Annotated in this window: 10 protein-coding genes; 5 read left to right on the forward strand and 5 right to left on the reverse strand. The window is 64.8% G+C overall.

All coding sequences use genetic code 11. The annotated features are described in order from the left end of the window. The first annotated feature begins 313 nt into the window (after positions 1–313). From LC343_RS13030 to LC343_RS13050, 5 genes are all read left to right on the forward strand, one after another. Complete coding sequence (locus tag LC343_RS13030) at positions 314–1120, forward strand: hypothetical protein (protein WP_223477572.1); 807 nt, start codon at positions 314–316, stop codon at positions 1118–1120. Next, entirely contained in the window at positions 1012–4167 is a 3156-nt protein-coding gene (locus tag LC343_RS13035; RefSeq protein WP_223477573.1) for a vWA domain-containing protein, read from the forward strand. Before LC343_RS13030 ends, LC343_RS13035 begins: the two co-directional genes overlap by 109 nt. Beyond that, positions 4167–4931, forward strand: coding sequence for a hypothetical protein (locus tag LC343_RS13040; RefSeq protein ID WP_223477574.1), 765 nt, complete (start codon positions 4167–4169; stop codon positions 4929–4931). The genes LC343_RS13035 and LC343_RS13040 overlap by 1 nt, the downstream gene beginning before the upstream one ends. 450 nt (positions 4932–5381) lie before the next feature. Beyond that, positions 5382–5840: a hypothetical protein gene (locus LC343_RS13045; protein WP_223477575.1), complete on the forward strand. Its 459-nt coding sequence runs from the start codon at positions 5382–5384 to the stop codon at positions 5838–5840. 3 nt (positions 5841–5843) lie between these two features. Further along, complete coding sequence (locus LC343_RS13050; RefSeq protein WP_223477576.1) at positions 5844–6467, forward strand: DUF4875 domain-containing protein; 624 nt, start codon at positions 5844–5846, stop codon at positions 6465–6467. Positions 6468–6474: 7 nt separating this feature from the next. On the opposite strand, the gene LC343_RS13055 is transcribed toward LC343_RS13050, so the two are convergent. The 5 genes from LC343_RS13055 to LC343_RS13075 all read right to left on the reverse strand — a co-directional run bounded on the left by LC343_RS13055 (position 6475) and on the right by LC343_RS13075 (position 16745). Further along, positions 6475–7608 carry a hypothetical protein gene (locus LC343_RS13055; RefSeq protein WP_223477577.1) on the reverse strand — a complete coding sequence of 378 codons (1134 nt, stop codon included), beginning with the start codon at positions 7606–7608 and terminating at the stop codon, positions 6475–6477. A 96-nt stretch (positions 7609–7704) separates the two neighbouring features. Beyond that, entirely contained in the window at positions 7705–10086 is a 2382-nt protein-coding gene (locus LC343_RS13060) for a hypothetical protein (protein ID WP_223477578.1), read from the reverse strand. A 779-nt stretch (positions 10087–10865) separates the two neighbouring features. Continuing rightward, the gene (locus tag LC343_RS13065) at positions 10866–14273 is read right to left on the reverse strand and encodes an error-prone DNA polymerase (protein ID WP_223477579.1); all 3408 of its coding nucleotides are present in this window, start codon (positions 14271–14273) and stop codon (positions 10866–10868) included. Further along, positions 14270–15850, reverse strand: a complete 1581-nt coding sequence (locus LC343_RS13070) for a Y-family DNA polymerase (protein ID WP_223477580.1) — start codon at positions 15848–15850, stop codon at positions 14270–14272. The genes LC343_RS13065 and LC343_RS13070 overlap by 4 nt, the downstream gene beginning before the upstream one ends. After that, on the reverse strand, positions 15768–16745 hold the full coding sequence (locus LC343_RS13075; protein ID WP_223477581.1) for an ImuA family protein: 978 nt from the start codon (positions 16743–16745) through the stop codon (positions 15768–15770). Before LC343_RS13075 ends, LC343_RS13070 begins: the two co-directional genes overlap by 83 nt. Positions 16746–16871 lie beyond the last annotated feature (126 nt).

Genomic DNA, 16871 nt, shown 5'->3' on the forward strand with positions numbered 1-16871 from the left:
TTCAAGTCTCCTTTTCGGAGCTTGAATCATGCCGGCTGGCCCAAGTTCAATGTCTGCTTTGCCTCCAGATTCGGTCACCCGATCCGCGAAACGAACCGACTGCTTCTGACCCGAAGCGGACGTTTTCTAGAAATCATACGAAAGAAATCCGCTATCCGTTGATGAAACGGCATTCTAGGTCCCGAATGCTCGTCAACAGACAGGCCGCAACTACTGCGACTAGTTCGTTTCGTTGACAGCACGACCTCCAGTTTGCAACATTAATCCCTACTCGTGAACTTCGCTTATTCTCGCATACGATTTCTGTTTTTAAATGCGCCTGACCCTATTGATTTCCGTTTGTCTGATCCTGGCTTCTGGGCCGCTTCAGGCGCAGGATCAAATGGAGCCGGACTGGATAGACAGGACCGGCGAGGCCGGCCCGCTATTCCCCAATCAGCTCGATTCAGCGGGCACCGGCAAGTGCGGCGCATGGTTCCAAACGGGCAGCGGAGCTACCATTGTACCCCACGATCGATTTCGGGATGCCCCTTACAATTACGAGGAAGAGCGCGTTGAGGGGGATGGGCCGGAGGTCGTCAGATATCGAGCAAGCGATGCCTGCGGCCTGCGTTTCAGCAATCTGAACGGCGCTTGGGAAATCCAGGCAGCGAACCTAGGAACGCAAATCGGGAGATTCTTCAACATCGAAGGAGAGGAGCAACAATACGGTCAGGAGCGGCAGCAACTGCTCGTCTCCCATGATCGAGAAACGGGCGCCTTTTCAGCCCGCTTGCTCTACGTTCCGCCCGACAAGGAACCCCGCAGGAGCTTCGGGATCGGGGTCGGCGATCTTCTGCTCGAGGGTCGGCTAAGTGCCGACGATATGTGGCTCGATGGCATTGGATACTTCTCGCTGGCGGACCGAAAGCGATGCCCGGCGGCCATCCGTTACCGTTTGCCGGTTGATTTCATATCGCTTAGCTACCAAGCCTATGAGGACAAGGCTTCAACGCCTCTCCTCAGACTGCATTGGCCGATGATGGATGTCGCAGAGGACTGCAGCTTCAGTATTCGAAAGCGAGGTTCTCCGCTCAGCCACAACTGGATCAACTTCGAGTTGCCGGAGCGCGTTCCGTGAACCGAGTGATCGTTCTGCGGGCGGCGGCTCTCGTGCTCTTTTTGGCTGCCACGGCGGTCGGGGCCTTTTTGCTGACACAGCGCCCGTCGAAGGATGAGGCCAGCGTGATCGCGGCGCTGGAAGAAGCTGTCATTGCGCTTCGTTTCCCGGGAAGCACCGTCGAAGAGGCAGCCGCCGAGTTGAAGACACCGGAGAACGCCGCGGCCTTTGTAAGGGAGCGCGTGTCCGAGACTGGCTATAAGGGCGCGATCTTCACCCCGGAAGACGTCCTGCAGCAACGGGTCGGCAACAGGATGGACCGTGCCCGGTTGCTGGTAGCGCTGATCGAGGCCCAGGGCGGCACGGCGCACATCATGGCGGACGGACGATCTGCGCAAAGAGCGCAGATGACGGAACCGGAGACTCCCGGGGCACTGGTCAAGCTCGCTGCACGGTTGCATGTGAATACCGACGAGGCGGAAACCCGAGCGATGGAACGCCACCGCGACAGGCTTCTGGCTATCCGCGATGAGATTGACGCATCGGAGGCGCTTATCACGGAACTACTTGGACCCAGGACTGTGCCTGAACCGTCCAGCGTGTCACCGGTGCCGCATCTGTGGGTCGAAGGCGAGGACGCGCAGGGCGCGGCGTTTGCGCTTGCGATCGGACCCGACCCGGTCCCGGCAGCAGGCGAGAACCTAGAGGCCGCACCCAACTCGTTGGCTTTGAAGGTGATCGGCATCGGCCGTGATGGCGCCCGTCACGTTTTGTTGGACTATAAAGGTCCGGTCGCCAGCACGACGAGCCTATCTTTCCAGCCGGTTGTCGGTCCGGTCGAGGCGTTCGGGAAACCGCCGTCACCGGAATCCGTGCCCCTCTGGGCGCCCGTGCTGGTCATAGGCGATAAATTCGTCGGCGGCACACCTTTTTCCCCCTTGGGCGCGGCGGTTCCCGCGACAGAGCCGGGACGGCCTCCGTTGCTGCCAGAGCCGAACGGAGGATCAACGCCCGCTCCTGACATCGACGACCTTCGTGCCGTGTCCATCGATACTTCCGGCTTTCCGGAATTGCGTGCCACCCTTACTGGAGGTTTGCCCGAGGGCGAGTACTGGCAGGCCCCTTGGGTCGATGTCTTCGACGATGGCATCGCGCGGCACGCGCGCATCTCCTCGCTCCCACAAGGAGGGCAGACCGTTTTGCTTCTGATCGATGCCTCCGCGTCGATGGCGCAAGGCTCCCGGGTGTTGCGCGCGCGAGATCTTGGCCGGGCCATCGTCTCGCATTTGCCTGTCGGCACGAAACTCGCCATCGCCGGTCTGAACGGTGAGATTCCGCTCGTGACTCGCCGCCCGGGCATCATAAGCGCGCATGACCAGCAGACGTTGGGTGAGGCCGTCGACGCCGCGCTGGTCATGGGTGATGGGTCCAATCTTCCGGATATGCTCGAGACCTTGTTGAACGATTCCGAGTTGAAGATGCAGGCGGCAGATATCATCCTGATCGGAGATGGTGCATTTAAAGCGTCTGAACGTTCCGAACTCGGTTCCCTACTTTCCAGCAACCTTTCACGATTGTTCAGCGTTTCAATCGACGCGCCCGGCGACGCCTTTGCCCCCGTCGGAGATGTCATAGAGTGGAAAACGTCGGAGTCTACCGTAGCCGAAACCGCGAACATGATTTTGCGGGCGCGGGGTTCGCAAGTCACTTTCGCCTGGCAAGCCCCGGAAGAGGTGCGTGAAGGACAAAGGCGCAGGGTTGAATTCAAACCGGTCGCGAAGAACTCCCGGCCTGCCACGATCGAATATGTCACGCCCGCACCAGATACGGGAAAGCGCGACGATCCGGGCCTTTTGGCGTCTCTCGCTTTGGAAATCACTCTGCCGGACGGCGGGACAAAGCTGCGGCCATTGTTTGCACTGGGCGCCGATGCGGATCCCTGGAACCTGGAAACCGGCTACCGACTGACGATCAGTCCGGGCCCGTCCCCCGATCGTGTGCTGGCGACCGCCGCGCTTGAGGAATGGCTCGCTCTTGCGAGGGCGCGTAAAGCTGGCGAGGAAGCAGCGGCAACGCGTGTCGAGACCATAGGTTTCGCCGCGCTCCAGAAAGTATCGTCGCTGGTTGGCTATCGGGCTGTCGTGACGGGGGTCGCGCCGGCGACTACATCGCCGATCGTGATGCTGGAGCACTATACGCCGTTTCCGCAGGAGAATGCCCTGGCGGTGCGGCGCAGCCTCGATCTGGTCATGGATGGTGGACTGCTGGACGGAGCAGGGCCGAGAGCTGGCCTTGCCGTTGCAGCCGCCGAGGCGGCCTTGACGGGCGGGGCCAGCGTTAATGACAGGATTCGCCGCGCCGACGACAGGACCGTCCTGCGCTCCAGCGATACCTTGCCCGGCTGGTCCGGCGTTCTCGACATGGATGGCGGCGAGGCAATCGCGTCGCCGGCTGCCGGTGCGGCTTGGGTGCTTCGCGAAGCCGGCGGGCTGGAAGCGCGGTTGTTCCGTCCTGTCGCCAAGGGGGCCAGCGACGTCATGATTGCAGGGGAATTCGCTGCCATCCGTTCGCGACTGGAAATGGTGAGCATCACATCGGGCGCCGCTGGTTCGGTAGCCGGTGTGAGCGGCGTATTGAATGGCGGGGTTGTCGGTTTGCTGGACCAGAATTTGCGGCTCTGGTGCTATTCCTCGGTGATGATGGGTTATGTCGCGGACCAGATTTCGAACCTGCCGACTCCAGGCGGCGGAGATCCGGCTGCATGGAGGGCCAGGGCGTTGGAGCTTTGTGAACTTGCCAATGCAGATGGACTGGCGGAAGCCTATTTGAAAAGCGTTGGTATTGGCATGGCGGGTGGATTGCTCGGTGATCAGTTGAGTGCGCTCAGCGGAGGTTTGTTCTCATTGGAACTGGCGCGGCGCGCGGCGGAAGTCTACCGAATCTTTCCGCGAACATTGTCTCCGGGCGAGGCCGGCGGCATCAGCCTTTTCTGGAACGAAATCCTTTGGTTCTCCGAAATATCCGCTGCGCTGGACACGGCGATTACAGCGGATCCGGGGGAAACATGATGCATTTGGATCTGCCCGTTGGCTGGGAGTCACCCGACCCGAACAGGGCTCGGCAGCTAAAGGCGCAGTTCCTTACTGAACTGGAGCCCGATCATCCGCTACACAAGCTTCCGTTCGAGGTTGTCGGCGTCCATTCGGGACAGGACACAGTCGTCGTGTGCACATCGGATCCCGATCTTTCGTTCCAGGCGATGCACTTGAGCTGGGCACGGAACGAAACTCAAACGCCACACGAAGTCGAACGTTTGGCCGATTTGCCGCTGATATTTGAACCGCCGGCCGACAGCGTGGATGAAGTGACGTTGTGGACTGATGGCGAGACGGAGAAAGGTCTGGTGCTCGTCCAACATCTCCTGAACGGCGACCAACTCGTCACTTGTCTGGATTGGCCCTACGGACTTTCGATCCCCAAAACAGCGAGGGATCTTGAAGGGGCTGGCTGGCGACAGGTCAGGGGTCCGCTGAACCCGAGGGCGCCATTAGACGGAGCCATGGTTCCAACGGGTCAAACCGTCGAATATTGGGTTCGGCCGATTGTCGATGACTTCATGCTTTTCCGCGTTGTCGCGACACCGGGAGAAGCGCTTTCCCTACGGCAGTTGATCCCCCCGAAGCCGGATGTCATCGAGTTCGATACAGAAGACCAGTTCCGTTTATATCTTCCGCGAGGTTTTGCGTGCCGGTTTGTGTCTCCGGTCTATCCGGGATACGGGCTGTCTGGATTTAACGATCTGGATAGAAGTCACACCCCCTCTTCGGACTGAGGGTTGGCGCACTGTCCGTTTACTCGCGAATACCAATACGATTTCAGCTGCTCTCTGGTTTCGCCACAGGATGCACATGGCCGCTTTTGGCACGTTTCGGACATGGCAGCGCTTTCGGCAATGTCCGGATGGGCGCCGAAAACAGCGATCAACTGATCGTCGTGTATGAGTACAGGTCCTAGAGTATATCTCGAACCGTTCATCGGGCGAGCCGACGCGCCACGCAGACCCTCGCCGACCAGCTCAGGTACAACATCTCCGGCTATCTCGACGGCAATCCCCTGAATGTCGTGAACCGAGGGGCGGCGGCGCTCAGCCCGCGCCGATGTCGAAGACCCTGCGGTCGAGCTCTGCCCTGCGCCACACTGGTCCGATAGCGCTTGGCTATCGACCTTTGAAGCTGCTAGCATCTTCCCCTACGACATCGATCCCGACCAGCGGAGGGCAATCATGAGTATGTTTTTGAAGCGCAGCCTGATCGCAGCCGTCGCGCTGAGCCTTTGCGCCGGTTCCGCCCGGGCCCAGGAGCTCACCTCAGGCCAGGTCCTCGCCGCCCTGTTTCGCGCGGGGGATTCCCGGCCGGTGGTGATAGCCGATCCCGGTTTCCGGACATACCTGTCCGAAGCAGGCTTTCGCGCCGATCTGCCGGGCGCGCTGGCCGCGGTTCTCACGATCAACGACCCGGATGCGCCGAGTGCCGCGGAGCCACAACTTGTCACTGTGCATCATGAGTGCGCAGCGAAGGATGACGGTTTCCGGTGCGACCTGTTTCTCGATCTGGCAGGCGTGGAGGACGGAGACGGGATGGCGTCGACGGTCATCTTCCGGTTTCAACTGGAGCCCGATCCGGACGCCACGGCGGGCCAGGTGCGGCTCGCCGACGGCGTCACCATCCTGACCGCGGGCTGACGGATGGGCTGGGTCGGGGGGCTCGCAAAGCGGGCATTGCTCTATGTCGTCGTCAGCCTGGCCGTCGTGCTCGGCGTCTTCTTCGGCGGTCAATTGCTGTTCCCGGAGGCCTTCCAGCCGACGCCCGCCGAAGACAAGAACCTTTTCACCGAGATCGACCGCGAGGACCTGTCGATGGAGGGCCGCACGCGGATTCAGGTCACGATCGCGCCCGCAGCGCCCATCGGGCCGCATCTGAACTCCCTGCACGAGGTCCTGTTGCGCCAGGCCGCGCGAAACCTGGCGGACGCGAACGACGCCGATGCGGTCCATGTCGTGCTGGCGGTCGACGACCGCCTCGCGGCCGCGCCGCCGCTCGGCGAACTGCAGTTCGCGCCCGACGGTCGCGGATGGTCCGGCGACGAAGGCTGGACATATCGGTTGCGCATGCCGCAGCCGCCTTTTCCCGAAGAAGCCGGGCAAATCATGCAAGCGGTTCTGGAGTATCGCGCGGCGACCGACGCCGGGGCGCGGTCGGACCGGGATCTGGAGGATTTCATACGCAGTTCGGTCGAGACCAATTCCGCCGCGATCCGGTCGGTGCTGCAGCCCAATTACGAGACGACCACCGGGAACGCGGAAGATTGACCGGCGGCTATCGCGCGCAGAGGGCCTGAGCCAGCGAAGCGATCTCCTTGTCGGCCTTGCCTTCCGCATCCGCCAGTGCCGGCAATGACAGCCTTGGCGGTATGGACTGATTGCATGTCGGCCTCGCGCCGCAAGACTCCAGAAGCTCGATGGCAAGTTCCTCCGCGGTGGCGGCGACGCCCAGATCGAGCGCCAGATCGTCCATGCACTTCGCGGAGTCGCGCAATACGGTCGCGCCATCTTCGGACGACGGCGCATTGGCGTCCGTCGAGACGTCCGCGGACGCCATCCGCGCGGCTTCGGCCATTTTCGTCAGGCGCTCCTCCAGCGTGAGGACATCGCGGGCGGTTTCGAGCAAGCGAACGCGCAACATGCCCTGCTGCGATGGCTGAAGCTCGGCAGGTGTGGAGAGAGCCGCTTCGATGTCGCCGCCGAGAATCGGCAGCCTCTCCGCGATATCGATCATGGAGTCACCCAGAGGCTCCGCGCCTTCCAGTACCTCCAGACCGTCGAGTGTTTCGACAAGCGCCGCCAGATCGGACAGGTCCTCGGCCGACGCCTTCCATTCCGGATCCGCGACCGATGCTCCCGATCCTCCGGAAACGGACGCCATGGCTCGCTCCAGCAGCCGCAAGACGCCTCCCGCGTAGAGGCTGTATCGTTCGGCTAGCGCGGCTTCGAACGGGACCGCCCGCGCCACCGCCTCCTCCGCCAGAACGCTCGCCTGTCCGAGCGCCGACGCCGCGCGCTCGAAAGCGGCGGCCCGCGCATCGAGACCCATCTGCGCCCCGCACCGTTCCGCTTCGTTGAGCACCGGCGCACACGTTCCGCCGCAGGTTTCGATGGAAACGGCCAGACGTTCGGCGCGCAAGAACGCCCGGTCGCTCATCGCGCGAAGGTCGCCCGGATCGGCCAGCAGCGAGGCGTTGGAGCACGCGGCGGCCGGATTGGCCTCGGGAGGCGCGAACGGGGCCTTATCGACCGATTTCAACACCGTCTCGAGTTCCTCGGTCGGCGCGTCCTTTCCGAACGCGGTCAACGCTTCGCAAACCGGACAGTCCTCGGCCTTCGCGCCGACGGACGCGGACAGGTATCCCGCCAGCGCCAGTGCGATCAGACTGACTTTTCTCGCATCACTCATGACCGGCTTCCTTCCCTGCGATTGTCGTGGAGGCCGCCGCTGTCCCGAAGCCCGACGATACCGTCAGTCCGGAGAATGGGCAGCCCATGTTCCATGCTAGCCGCCGTCCGGCGCGAACTTGCTGCGCAATTCGGCCTCTACGCTAGGATCGAGGCGGGAATACTCGAAATACCGCAGCAGATTGTCGGAAATCGCGCAGGTCTCCCGATCGCTGATCCACGGCACGTTGAAGGATGCGGAGATCGTGTCGTTCGACGCGAGGTACTGCATTCTGGCTCGCAGGTCGCGGCTGCCCGGCGCGCAGGTCGCCCCAGTGGCCTGCGGATAGCGGTAGCGGAAAGAGCCGTCCGAGATCAGCAAGGTGGAGGGATTCGCCCGAAACGAGAAGAGAAGGTTGCCGGGCGTATAGCCATGATCGGCCCAATGGCGCCCGGCTTCGATCATCGCCGCCTCGTAGAGCGTTCCCTGCGCGCTGTCCGTGTTGACCAGGTCGGTTTCCCCCCTGGCCCTGATCTCGACGACCGTGCCCCACTGATCTTTCCACAACCCCTCGATACCCAGCCGGAAACGGTGATTGAGGTCGGGGCCGTCCTCCCGGGACAGCCAGAGGAGTTGCCCCAGATCGAGCTTCACCGGCGTCGCGGGATTGCTGTCGAGGCTGGGCCACGGCGTCGCGCCCGGCCCCGGCGACACCGAGAGCTGCAGGTAGCCATCGCCGTTCGTGTCGATTCCGACGCCCCGTCCACCGCCCAGCGTCGCCCGCCAGCCGGTCGCATTCCCCGCCCCGCCCGTCACGGTCATGGGCGTTTCATCGAGCAGGACCTGCGGCGCCCGGTCCAGCGGCTGCGAGAAGCGCATTGCGATCGTCAGATCCCCCAGGAAGCTCGGCGCGCCATTGCGTGCGACCGACAGCGCCAGCGGCTGCTCGCCCGCTTCTTTCATGTATCGAAGATAGGCAAGCCGCGCCTTCAGCCGCGCCCGCATCTCCTCGACGCCGCGACCCGCGCGGAGCGCCAGGTCGTATTGGCCGGCGAACCAGACCGCGGTGACCAGTTCCTGATTAAAATCCCTCATGACCCCTTCGCTGGTCGCTTCGGTGATGGAAGCGATGACCGCCTTCATTCCCGTGACGAGCGCGAAGTTCTTGGCCTCGGAGCCGAGCTTTGAGACGAAATTCCTGAGCCCCGGCAAGGACTTCAACGTCTGCAGGGACGACTGGGTCGTGATGGCGTCCGCTCCTGCCGCGAGAAGCGTTTCGATCGTATCGCCGATGATGACGTCTTTCGCGTTGCCGGTGGCGATCGGAAGATCCCCGGTGATGCCGACAAAATCCGACGTCCAGCCGATGAAATCGAAGCTCCAGTGATCCAGAAGAATGGCAGCCCACTGCTTGCCGAACGCATCGTTCGCTCCGCCGAGACTGGTCTGCGACAATGCGGTGATTTTGGAGTTCTTCTTTGCGAGTTCCAAAACCCCATCCAGGCCTTCAACGACCGTTCCCGCATTGATCGCACCCGTCACGGCCGCCGCGAGTTCCAGCAAGGCCGGCGCGATAACCTCGTTTCGCTCCGTCAGCGCCACATATTTCGCGAGAAACACCAGCCTGAAATTGGAGGATTGCTGATAACCGATGAGATCGCCGCGCGCCCGGCTGAGGGTCTCGAGGATCTTCTCGGCCTCGGCGATCTCCGACTCGATGCGCGCGATCGCGCCATCCAGCAGCGCCTCGTATTCCGGATCGTCCGCGCCGCCCTCGGCATCGGCGTCGGGGTCCGGCGACCAGACGCCCGTATAGAAGACGTCACCGCCCGCATCCATGGTGACTGCGGCGAGGTGCGGAGGCGGATGGCGAAGAACCAGCGTGGTATAGGCTTCGAAGGCCTTGGCGACCTGATCCTCGAAATATCCCAGCGTTCTCGACATTCTTTGCGCCGCGAGGTCGGCCGCCCGCCATTTCAGGTAGAATGTGCCGGCTTCGAGTGGCTCGACCTTGAACAATGCGGCACGCGCCGCCTCCAGCCTCGCCTCTGCCTGACGCCTCGCCGCGCGCGCCGCGTCCCTTGTCTTCAGGGCCTCGCTGGCGCGTTCGGAGACACGTTCGCCGCGCGCCGGCCTGAGTTGCTGATAGAGCCTGTCAGCCTCGACCTCGCGCGCGCTGGTGGTTTCGACGGCCTTCTGCGCATCGATCACAGCCTGTCCGAGTTCTTCGGTGCGGCGATTGTATTCCACCAGGGAGGAGAGATAGGAGCGTCGCGCCGCCTCCGCGCGCGTCTCCACCGCCTCAATGCGCGCGACAAAGTTGCGTTCTTCCTTTTTCGCCGTCTCGTAGGCCAGCCGGCTCGCCCGTATCTCGGGGCCGATGCGCGGCAGATCCTCGATCGTCTGGGCCGCCGCCGGCACGGCCGGCAACGTCCACAGCGCAAGCCCGACCATGGCGGAAACGAAGCGCGTTTTCCGTGACGAAGAAGCACTCGTCATGGCGTCACCGCCTGAGACCAGCGTGAGATCATCGCCATTGAACCGCCCGCCGGACGAAATGCGCACCGCTGAATGTCGTGCCGGACATCGCTCCCCCCGAAACTGTGCGCCAGCGTCAATTACGGCATCTCAAGACGAAGACCCGACCTGTCGCAGCGCAATCGGCAAATTCGTGCTTTCTTGACGCAAGGTCATATCTGACAACAGGCGCATCTGTCTTGTCAACTTGGGCAGGCATTCGGCGCAGACGCTTCGAACCCGCAGGGCCAGCAGGCCCGACCGGGCGTCCGAGCCTCCGTGACAATGCGGAGATCGCTCTTGCCGATGGCATCTTGTCCGTACAGCGAGCATGGTTGAAAGCCCGCGATAATTACGGCGACACTTACCAAGGGAAGGATTACCGATGTCCGATCGCGCCGCCCGCCGCAAATCCCTCACCGAAGCCGACCGCCTGCAATTCGTCCGGGAAGCCACGGACGCGCATCACAGGCTTGCACCCTACCTAATCGCCCTCTCGCCTCTCAGCGATGACTACAAAGCCATCCAGCGGCTTTCTCAGGCGCTACGGGCGGCAATCCGTGAGGTAACTGGCGAAGAGCCAGGGAGCAGCGCCGGTTTCCGAGGCTTTTGCTTTTTCGGACATTGTGAAATGCGCGGACGGGGCGACAGGTGTCGTGCTGCGCGACGTCGAGCCGGGTTCTGCAATCGCTCTGAGCAGACTTATTTCTTTGGCAAGGCCCAAGACCTTGTCGCCCGCGACAGACCGCCGTTCTCGGCCCTCAATGAAAATTGCGCCCCCGAGGCATGGCCCTAGCGGTGGACTCGTCATGCTTCAGCGTCTCGTAATCGCCTCGCAGTTGCGGCGCATCCTTGAGCAGTTGCGCGAGCCGTGAGCGCGGTCTCAGCTTTTCGCGGATTTCGATGACCGGCCGGCGAACCTCGTCGGCATTCGCTAGGCCCGCATCGCCGAGCTCCATGTCGCAAAGGTCATCGCGTTCCAGTTCGGCAAGCATCGGGGTCAGATCCTCGATCCGGTCGGCGACGACGTGGATCACACCCTTTTCGTTCTGCAGCCGGCCGGAAACGCGCACCAGCCGGGAACCCAGCACAAGCGCACGGTAACGCTCGAAGGTCTTCGGCCAGACGATGACATTGGCGACCCCGGTCTCGTCTTCCAGCGTCATGAAGATCACACCCTTGGCCGATCCCGGCCTTTGCCGCACGAGAACGAGGCCGGCGACATCGGCCCGACGCCCGGACGGGACAGCGTCCAGTGCCTCGTGGCGCATCACCCCCTTGCGGTCGAGCCGGCCGCGCAGGAACGAGACCGGGTGCGCCTTCAGCGACAACGACACATAGCGGTAATCATGCACCACCTGTTCGCCGGGCGGCATCGGCGGAAGCCGCATCTCGGCCTCGCCGGCGATCTCGATGCCGGCCTCGTCCGGGTCGGCGGCCGCGCTTCCGCGCTCGAACAGCGGCAGGTTCTCCTCGGCGGATTTCGGATCCAGCGCCCGCACCGCCCAGAGCGCGGCACGCCGGCCGAGCCCGATGGAGCGGAAGGCGTCCGCGTCGGCAAGCCGCTCGATGCATGCCCGGTCGAGCCCGGAGCGCAGCCACAGGTCGCGGACCGAGTCGTAGCCCGCGCCGCGCCGCGCGGCGAGCAGCGCCATGTCCTCCTCGCGCAGGCCCTTGACCTGCCGGAAGCCGAGCCGCACCGCCTTTATCGCGTCGATGACGGTCTTCATTTCGCGGTGGCGCGGTGCGATGCGCGCGGCGGTCTCCGCCTCGTCCGCGTCCCGGTCTTCCAGCGCGTTGTCCCAGGCCGAGGCATTGATGTCGACGGGACGGATCTCGACGCCATGCTCGCGCGCGTCGCGCACCAGCTGCGCCGGCGCATAAAAGCCCATCGGCTGCGCGTTGAGGATCGCCGCGCAGAAGACATCCGGGTAATGCGCCTTCAGCCAGCAGGACGCATAGACGAGCAGGGCGAATGAGGCGGCATGGCTTTCCGGGAAGCCATATTCGCCGAACCCCTCGATCTGGCGGAAGCAGCGTTCGGCAAAATCGGCCTCGTAGCCATTGGCGACCATGCCCTCGATCATCTTCTTCTGGAAGGTATGGATCGTGCCGACCCGCCGGAACGTCGCCATGGCCCGGCGCAGCCGGTCGGCCTCGCCGGGCGTGAAGCCGGCGGCGACGATGGCGATCTTCATGGCCTGTTCCTGGAACAGAGGCACGCCGAGCGTCTTGCCGAGCACGCCTTCCAGTTCCCGGCTCGGATAGCTGACATCCTCGAGACCCTGGCGGCGCCTGAGATAGGGATGCACCATGTCGCCCTGGATCGGGCCGGGCCGCACGATCGCCACCTCGATGACGAGATCGTAGAAAGTGCGCGGCCGGAGCCTCGGCAGCATGGTCATCTGCGCCCGGCTCTCTATCTGGAAGACGCCCAGCGTATCGGCCCGGCAGATCATGTCGTAGACGTCCTGCTCCTCCTTCGGGATCGAGGCCAGCGACAGTGGACGGTCGTAATGATCCTCCAGCAGGTCGAAGGCGCGGCGGATGCAGGTCAGCATGCCGAGCGCGAGGATGTCGATCTTCAGGATGCCGAGCGAATCGAGATCATCCTTGTCCCATTCGACCATGGTGCGCCCGTCCATCGCCGACTTGGTGATCGGCACCACCTCGTCAAGCCGGTCGCGCGTGATGACGAACCCGCCGACATGCTGCGAGAGATGCCGCGGGAAGCCCATGATCTCCGAGGACAGCTGCAGGACGTTGCGCGTCGTGCGATCGTCAGCATCGAGACCGGCCGCCTTCGCCTCACGGTCGCCGAGATCGGCGTTCGACCAGCCCCAGATGGAGCCGGAGATCGCGCCGGCGACATCCTCCGAGAGGCCGAAGGCCCGGGAAACCTCCCGCGCCGCCGACCGCGCCCGGTAGGTGATGACGGTCGCCGCCAGCCCGGCCCGTTCCCGGCCGTATTTCTCGTAGATGTATTGGATCACCTCCTCGCGGCGCTCATGCTCGAAATCGACATCGATATCGGGCGGCTCGCGCCGCTCCGGCGAGATGAAGCGCTCGAACAGGAGATCGGTCAGCGCCGGATCGACCTCGGTGATGCCGATGCAGTAGCAGACCGTCGAATTGGCCGCGGAACCGCGCCCCTGGCACAGGATGTTCTGCGCGCGGGCATAGCGCACGATATCGTGCACGGTCAGGAAATAGGGCGCATAATCAAGGTCCGCGATCAGCGCCAGTTCGTGGCGGATCTGGCTCGTGACCTTCTCCGGGATGGTCACGCCGTAACGATTATGCGCGCCCTCCCATGCCAGCCGTTCCAGCTCCGCCTGCGGCGAGGCGCTTTCGCCATAGGGCTCCTCCGGATATTGATAGCGCAGTTCCTCAAGCGAAAAGTCGAGCTCGCCGAAAAAGGCCATGCTTTCGGCGATGGCGGCAGGTTCGGAGCGGAAGAGCCGCGCCATTTCCTTTGCCGGCTTCAGATAGCGTTCGCCGTTTGCCGAAAGACGATAGCCGGCCTCGCCGAGCGGACTGTGCTCGCGGATCGCGGTCAGCACGTCGCCGAGAACGCGGCGCTGCGGATCGTGATAGATGACGTCGCCGACCGCCATCAGAGAAACGCGCGAGGCGGCGGCGAAAGCGCGGCTCGCCTCGAGCGTCGCCCGGTCGCGCCCGTCATAGCCGGGGGTCAACGCCAGCCGAACCGCCCGGCCGAAGCCGGATCGCAACGCGTTCAGAAAGGCGAGACAGGCCTCGTCCAGCGCCTCCGGGCGCGGCAGGACGGCAAGCGCCAGCCGCTCGCCCCATTCGAGCAGGTCGCCGCGCTCGAGCAACGGCGCGCCCTTCTCGCCGCGCAGATTGCCGGCGGTCAGAAGCCGGCACAAGTTTCCCCATCCGCGCCGGTTGACGGGATAGGCGAGCACGTCCGGCGTGCCGTCGCAAAAGACCAGCCGCGCGCCGGGCCGGTAGGAAAGCCCCGCCTCCTTGGCCGCCATATGCGCGCGCACCGTACCGGAGACCGTATTGCGGTCGGCAAGCCCCAGCCCGGCAAGCCCCAGCTGCTTTGCCGTGACCGCCAGTTCCTCGGGATGCGACGCGCCGCGCAGGAAGGAGAAATTCGATGCGGCGGCGAGTTCCGCATAGGCCGGCTCATCCTCCGTCATGCGAACATCCCGTGCAGGAACCACTCCGGCGCGACACCACCGCCCGCCGCACCGTAAAGCCCGCGGCGAAACAGCCAGTAGCGCCGCCCGTCCTCATCCTCGACGCGGTAATAGTCGCGGGGCGCGGGATGCAAATCTTCTGGCGCCTCGTGGCCCCACCACTCTCCAGCGATCCGCTCCGGCCCTTCCGCCCTGGTGACACGGTAATGCGCGCGGCGCCAGCGGAAGTGCTGTGGCGGACCTTCAGGCACGCCGGCCACCACCTCCACCGGTTCCGGCCGGGCGAGAAGCCTCGCGGGACGCGGCACGGCGGGCGGCAACGACATATTATTTGCCGGCAAAGGAGATCTATCTTGTGAAGCGGGCCGCAACTCTTCGGCGCGCTCCGGCTCGTGACTTTCGACCGCCTGCAGCCGCGAAACCGGGTGCCGTGCATCCACCGGCGCATTGGCGCCGAGCCGCGCGGCGATGCGGTCGAGCAGGATGGCGAGATCGGGATCGCCACCATCCGTCCCGTCGGAAAAGTCGCCCTGCCCGTCATCCATCGCGCCGTCCGCCAGCACGGACAACCGGACCACGTCGAAGCCGAAACCGGCATCCAGTTCGTCGCCGACGCTCGCCAGCCGTTCGCGGAACAGCTTGACGACGGTTTCGGGATCGCGCACCGGGCGCGACGCGCCGACACAAAGCCGGTAGACGACGCCGTCGACCCGAAACAGCGCATATTCCAGCGCCCGAGCGCCCGCGCCGCGACGTTCCAGCCCGCCCTGCAGCCGCATCGCCAGCGCCAGCAGCAATTGCTCGACATCCTCGATACGGCCGACCGGCTCGGCAAGCCGGCGCTCCGCCGACAGCATCGGCACCGGAAGGCGCGGCGAGATCGCCTCCTCGACAGCGCCGAGCGCCTGGTCGAGCCGGAGCAGGCACTGCCGCCCGAAACGGCGGGCCAGCGGCGCGCGCGGCGCTTCGGGGAGCTGGCGGACGGTCTTCAGACCGACCTTGGCGAGACCGGCCAGCGTCTCGCCGTCAAGCCTGAGCGCGGCAAGCGGAAAAGGGCCGAGCACGGGCGCCTCCGCGCCCGGTTCGACGATCAGCGGCCCGTCGGCAAACCGTGCCGCCGCCCAGGCGGCCCCCGGCGTCGCGGCGACCGAGGCACACGCCGTGAAACCCTGCTCGAACAGCCGCGCGAGCAGATCGGCCAGAAGCCCCTGCTCGCCGCCGAACAGATGCGCGCAGCCGGTGATGTCGAGAAACAGCCCGTCCGGTGCGTCGAGCGCCACCAGCGGCGTGTAGCGGTCGCACCAGTCGGCCAGCGCGGTCAGCAGGCGGCGGTCGGCCTCCGCGTCGGCGGGCACGATATCGAGATCGGGATGGGCGGCGCGCGCATCGGCCAATCCCTGACCGCGCCGAAGGCCCCGCGCCTCCGCCGCCGCGTCGAGGCCGGCGATGCGCATGGCGTTCTTCTCCTTGTGCGCGGTGACGAGCGGCGGCGCTTCAGCTCCCGTCTGCCGCCATGTCCTGCCGTGACGGCCCCGCGCGATGCGGTCGGTCGAAAGATGCGGAAAGGTCAGCGCCAAGATGCGCCGCGCCGGGGAATGCGACGAGCGTGCCGCGTTCGCCGGCGGCGGCGTCACGGCGGTCGCGGCGGCGTTCGTCCCGTTCGGTAAAGAATATGCGTTCATGGCTGTTCCAGTGCAGCAGATGGGTCCGCCCGGCGGGACCGGCCTTGTTCTTCTCGATCGTCACGGCGAATCCCGGCGGACCGATGCCGCCCGGCACGGCGCGGGCATGCGGCGTGCCTGCCAGCACCATCGCCGGCGCGGAAGGAGCCGGCGCGAGGACGAGGCGGAGCGGAGCGGCGGTCGCGTCGGCCTCCGCCGACTGGCGCAGCAGCAGGACCGGCCGCCCGGAAGCCTGACCGCGCCGATGCAGGCGCTGCGTCTCGCGCAGGCCAAAGCCCGGCGCCGCGCCACGCATGTCGAGCACCGTGGCGGCGAGGCCGCGCGTGCGCGCCGCTTCCTCGGCGACCCACAACGCATCGCAAAGCCGTTTCGGCTCGACCAGCAGGAGCCGCTCCGGCGCGAGACCGAGCGCGCAAAGCCCGCGCCCATGCGGCAGCCCGGCCTCGGCAAAGGCACCACGCGCGCCGATCCACAGGACGGGAAGCCCCGACAGAAAGCCCGGCGCGGCCGCCAGCGACAGCAGCGCGGCGACGAAGCCGGAGGCCGTTCCCGCATCACGCGCCGCGCGGGCGTGGATCTCGGTCAATCCGGCCAGCGCGATGCCGCCATTCAGTTCCCGGTCGAAGTCCGCGACGCCGGTGGCGAGGACCGTGTCCCGCCCGGCTTCCGGGCCGTCGGACCAGCCCCGGCCGCCTTCGGCAAGGGCCGGCGGAGCCTTCTCGATACTGGCAATCTGCCGGCGCAGGGACAAAAGCGTCGCCCGCGCCGTGGCGCGTTGTGCTGACGCCATGGCGTTCGTCCCGTGTTCCTGTTTCAAAATCCGGCCGCAGCGGGTTCATTCACGCATTCGCGGCTATGTTCTTGTTATGTTCCTATTGATTCCGACAAACCGCCAAAGAGTCAAGACGGATGGAAA

The sequence above is a fragment of the Oricola indica genome (genome assembly GCF_019966595.1).
Classification (GTDB): Bacteria; Pseudomonadota; Alphaproteobacteria; order Rhizobiales; family Rhizobiaceae; genus Oricola; species Oricola indica.